Below are 4,176 nucleotides of genomic sequence, written 5' to 3' on the forward strand. Positions count from 1 at the left end.
GTAAATGGGTAATTCTATTTTATTATTACCCAGCATTATTCCACAACCTTATTTAACCAGCATTATCTTTTCCCAACTTTATTTCCCCACAAATCCCAAAACACCTTCGAATGCCTTTCTCCTTCTACCTGCATATGCACAGTCATCACTGCTAATCTATCACCCGGATCGCCTATGAGCCGAAGTTTAAATAACCCACAACACTTTCCCCGCTTATTCAAAACACATGTAGGCTATCCCCCACCGCCTATAGGCGCATGAATTAATTACTATATTTGTAACATGACATTCAAAGATTATTGTGATCAATTTGAGACGATACTCAATAAAAAAGACGAGGAGCAACCAGCACCATACGACAATCCTCACTATCTGGATTACACAAAACTAAACTGGACCAGAATGAACCGGTGGTTGAAAACCGGCAAACTCACCGATGCATTCAAAACTGCTATTCAAAATATAAACGAATACCAACACTGGATCATCATTACTGAACCATGGTGTGGCGATGCAGCACATAGCGTACCCTTCCTTGAAATGGCAAGTCATCTAAACCCGCTCATTAAAATCACTTATGAGTTAAGAGACAGCGAGCCTTTCAGAATAAATCAATACCTTACGAATAACGGAAAGTCTATTCCAAAACTGATCATCCACAATGCGGATGGATATGATCTTGCCACCTGGGGACCCAGACCAAAAGATTGCCAGGAAATGTATACACGCCTGACAGCGGAAAAGGCAGACTTTGACACGGTTAAGATGGAAATTCAAAAGTGGTATAATGCGAATAAAGGGCAGGATCTGCAAAAGGAGATGACGGAACTTTTAAAGCTATGACCAATTAAAGTTTTAACATTCTAAAGCATTCGCTCTTTAAAAATGTTAATCTTTTAAAATACCAACCTCTTAAAACCACCCCTGGACTACCCACTTTTATCACTTTTGGCCTACCTACCTAATCCAGTATCTCCTTACATTTGCGTATGCCAAAAAACATTATCAGTATCCAAAGCCAGGTAGCCAGCGGCTACGTAGGCAATAACATTGCAGGGTTCGCCATCCAGCTCCATGGCATCGACCTGACCTTACTGCCTACCGTTTTCTTATCCGCCCACACCGGCCACCCGGTGATCTTTGGCGAAGCCATCTCCCCTGCCTTACTATCCGACCTGGTAAAAGGCATCGGCGCCATCAACATCCCTGCTGACGCAGATTACCTCATCAGCGGCTTCTGTAACCTCCCCGAAAATATCGACATCATCGCCAATACGGCCCTACAATACCCACACCTGAAATTCGTCTACGACCCTGTCTTCGGCGACTTCCACTGTGGCGGTCTCTATTTCGAAGAAGAAATCGCGACCTACTCCGTCAATAAACTATTACCACTCGCTCATATCCTCACTCCCAATCACTGGGAACTGGAATTTATTCTTCAACATCCATTCAAAACTATCGACGAACTAAAAACCGCCATCCAGCAACACGACATCCTCAGGGATAAAACAATCGTTCTCACTAGTGCAAATCTGACCGATACGCCGCCTGAGGTCATGGAAGTGATATTAATCCAGAAAGGAGAAACAATCCGCTTCAACGGTCCTAAAATCGCCCTTGAGACCACCGGCACCGGCGACCTGTTCACCGCCATCATTACCTCCCAGCTCACGCTCGGAAAAAGCATCGATCAAGCTATCCGCATTGCCATGGACTTCATCTATCGCACACTCATTTATGTTCAGTCTGTCAATGAAAAAGAACTGAGTGCAGCTGCCCTCATGAAGCACCTGGACCTGCTAAAATAACAGACTATGCACATACACTTTATCATCCACGAGGCCTAGCGCCTGGTGCATACCTCCTTTGGGCCAACGCAAGGAAGACGAGACCCAAAAACCGGACGCTGACTTCTCTGAAATGAACAACAAGTTTTTCACCTTTTGCAATAAACTCATTGCAGCCTATGCAGGAAATAAAAAATAACATCCAAACCGTTCACCAACGGATCAGGAACGCCTGCCAAACCGCAGGCCGTGATGAAAAAGAAGTACGCCTACTCCTCGCTACCAAAACAGTCCCCCCGGAAAAAATACGCATCGCCATCGAAGCCGGCGAAACCCTGATCGGCGAAAACAAAGTCCAGGAGTTCCGCGACAAGCACGAAGCCCTGAAAGACCTGCGCATCGAACGCCATTTTATCGGACATTTGCAAACCAATAAGATCAAAGATGTTCTAAAATATGTAAGTTGCATCCAATCGCTGGACCGGGTATCCATCGCACAGGAACTGGACAAACGCCTGCAAAGCGAAGGCCGGCGCCTCGACGTCTTCATACAGGTCAATACCTCTTATGAAGAAAGCAAATTCGGGGTGCCACCTGAAGATGTCGATGCCTTCATCAAAGCCATCCAAAAATTGGATACGCTACATATCAAAGGCTTAATGACAATCGGTCTGCTGGATGTGGAAGTTGAAAAAATGCGCCCTCCTTTAAGGTTATTAAAAACAATTAAGGAACGCATGGGTATGAATCACCTGCAACTTTCCATGGGCATGTCACAAGACCTGGAAACCGCCATTGCCGAAGGATCCAACATCGTACGTGTAGGTACCTCCATTTTCGGCAATCGCTTTTTAGGCAAGGAAATCTGGAATGAAAACGAAATTATATCATGAGCGTATACGACCTTACTATACAGGAAACGGTAAATGTTGATTTTGATGAGATCTTCTTTACACCTGAAAATAAAGTGGCCCTGGCCCAGGTGATCAAAGAATACAAATACCTCGATGAGCTGAAGAAATACGGCTTACAGATCGACAATAAGATCCTCTTACACGGCCAGTCCGGCTGCGGCAAAACCACGACTGCCAAAGCGATCGCCACTGCCCTGAAAAAAAAGATCACCATCGTAAACCTGAGTAACCTCGTATCGTCCCGTATCGGCGAAACTTCAAAAAATCTAAAGTCATTATTCGATCTTTCTGCCAGACAAAAGTCTGTGCTCTTCCTCGATGAGTTTGACCTGATGGGTAAAACCCGTGACAATAATGAAGACAACGACGTAGGCGAAATGCGCCGGCTCGTGAACTCCCTCATCCAGGAAATCGACTACCTGCCTGCAGAGAGTCTGCTGATCTGTGCCACCAATCACTACGAAATGATTGATCCCGCCATCCTGCGCAGGTTTCAGTTAAAGATCAAATATGAATTACCTTCCGACGAAGACCTGGATGGTTACTATGATAAAATGCTGGCGCCATTTCCCGCTCACCTGCAGGACCTGGAACGCAGATACGGCATCTCTTATGCAGAGGTAAAAGACTACATTCATACCTCCATGAAGAAACGCATCATCGCAGAGCTGGAAGCACACGAAAATCAATGATCATCGCAGAGTTAAAACCACAATGCTACGTCCCTGGAAATTAGAAATACAACTGGATCCACAATCTGAAAAAGCGATTTATTTACAAATCGCTGATATCATCATTCAGGGTTTGCGATTAGGCCGGATATTCAGTGCTGCTCCCTGATAGGGTCCTTCCGGAGAATACACAATCACAGCAATACAGTTTTTGGCAGGATCTGTTTCAAAAGCAATGCCATGACCAGCATCCCATACTGTGCATTCACCACCGGCTCCTGTATAAGTAGTCGTTTTCCTCAACTGGTACATTGCATTTAATTCATCTATCGAAGATCCAACATGCAAACCATCTTCCGTTTTAAATGCAGGCGATGTCACCCTGATCTGTTTTACTTTGGCAATCGGATTGTCTCCATCCGGATTGCGGGCAGACAATATTGAAGTTGCATATGCACCTTTGTAATAAATGACGACTGATTTCTGCATAGCCGCATCCCCATCATCAGGTTTTCCCAGCAATTTGATTACTGAGTCCATATTATCATTAATATGGGTATTCCCTATTGCTTTGCCCGGTACGATGAGGTAAGCTTCATTGGGTGCAACCGGATCAGTAGAAGGTACGGGCACTGCTACAGGAGTTGGCGCAGCAGGGGCTGCTATGGTGGAATCTTTTTCGGAAACAGCACCAGGTTTTGAATTGCATGCTGCCAGTATTAACAAGGCTAAAATGAGGTTCGTTTTCATACCTATCACCACATCAATTATTATTCCGAATTAAAACCTTCATGAAAGAGG

Annotated in this window: 5 protein-coding genes; 4 read left to right on the plus strand and 1 reads right to left on the minus strand. The window is 44.9% G+C overall.

The window, feature by feature from the left end:
- Nucleotides 1–282: 282 nt before the first annotated feature.
- The 4 genes from BW716_RS34510 (at nt 283) to BW716_RS34525 (ending at nt 3,396) form a co-directional block, all read left to right on the plus strand.
- Nucleotides 283–843: a thioredoxin family protein gene (locus BW716_RS34510; RefSeq protein ID WP_083730592.1), complete on the plus strand. Its 561-nt coding sequence runs from the start codon at nt 283–285 to the stop codon at nt 841–843.
- Between the two features lie 146 nt (nt 844–989).
- On the plus strand, nt 990–1,811 hold the full coding sequence (locus BW716_RS34515; RefSeq protein WP_083730593.1) for a PfkB family carbohydrate kinase: 822 nt from the start codon (nt 990–992) through the stop codon (nt 1,809–1,811).
- A 158-nt stretch (nt 1,812–1,969) separates the two neighbouring features.
- Entirely contained in the window at nt 1,970–2,683 is a 714-nt protein-coding gene (locus BW716_RS34520) for a YggS family pyridoxal phosphate-dependent enzyme (protein ID WP_083730594.1), read from the plus strand.
- On the plus strand, nt 2,680–3,396 hold the full coding sequence (locus tag BW716_RS34525) for an AAA family ATPase (RefSeq protein WP_083730595.1): 717 nt from the start codon (nt 2,680–2,682) through the stop codon (nt 3,394–3,396). The genes BW716_RS34520 and BW716_RS34525 overlap by 4 nt, the downstream gene beginning before the upstream one ends.
- A gap of 105 nt (nt 3,397–3,501) precedes the next feature.
- Here BW716_RS34525 and BW716_RS34530 read toward each other — a convergent pair whose 3' ends face one another.
- Nucleotides 3,502–4,125, minus strand: a complete 624-nt coding sequence (locus BW716_RS34530) for a hypothetical protein (protein ID WP_083730596.1) — start codon at nt 4,123–4,125, stop codon at nt 3,502–3,504.
- Nucleotides 4,126–4,176: the final 51 nt, after the last annotated feature.

Origin of the sequence: [Flexibacter] sp. ATCC 35208 (genome assembly GCF_001975825.1) — a bacterium.
In the GTDB taxonomy this organism is placed as follows: Bacteria; Bacteroidota; Bacteroidia; order Chitinophagales; family Chitinophagaceae; genus Chitinophaga.

Bases quoted from the DNA above. Each gene is read 5' to 3' on its own strand.
- BW716_RS34510 (WP_083730592.1), top strand. From the start codon at position 283: ATGACATTCAAAGATTATTGTGATCAATTTGAGACGATACTCAATAAA.
- BW716_RS34515 (WP_083730593.1), top strand. From the start codon at position 990: ATGCCAAAAAACATTATCAGTATCCAAAGCCAGGTAGCCAGCGGCTAC.
- BW716_RS34520 (WP_083730594.1), top strand. From the start codon at position 1,970: ATGCAGGAAATAAAAAATAACATCCAAACCGTTCACCAACGGATCAGG.
- BW716_RS34525 (WP_083730595.1), top strand. From the start codon at position 2,680: ATGAGCGTATACGACCTTACTATACAGGAAACGGTAAATGTTGATTTT.
- BW716_RS34530 (WP_083730596.1), bottom strand. From the start codon at position 4,125: ATGAAAACGAACCTCATTTTAGCCTTGTTAATACTGGCAGCATGCAAT.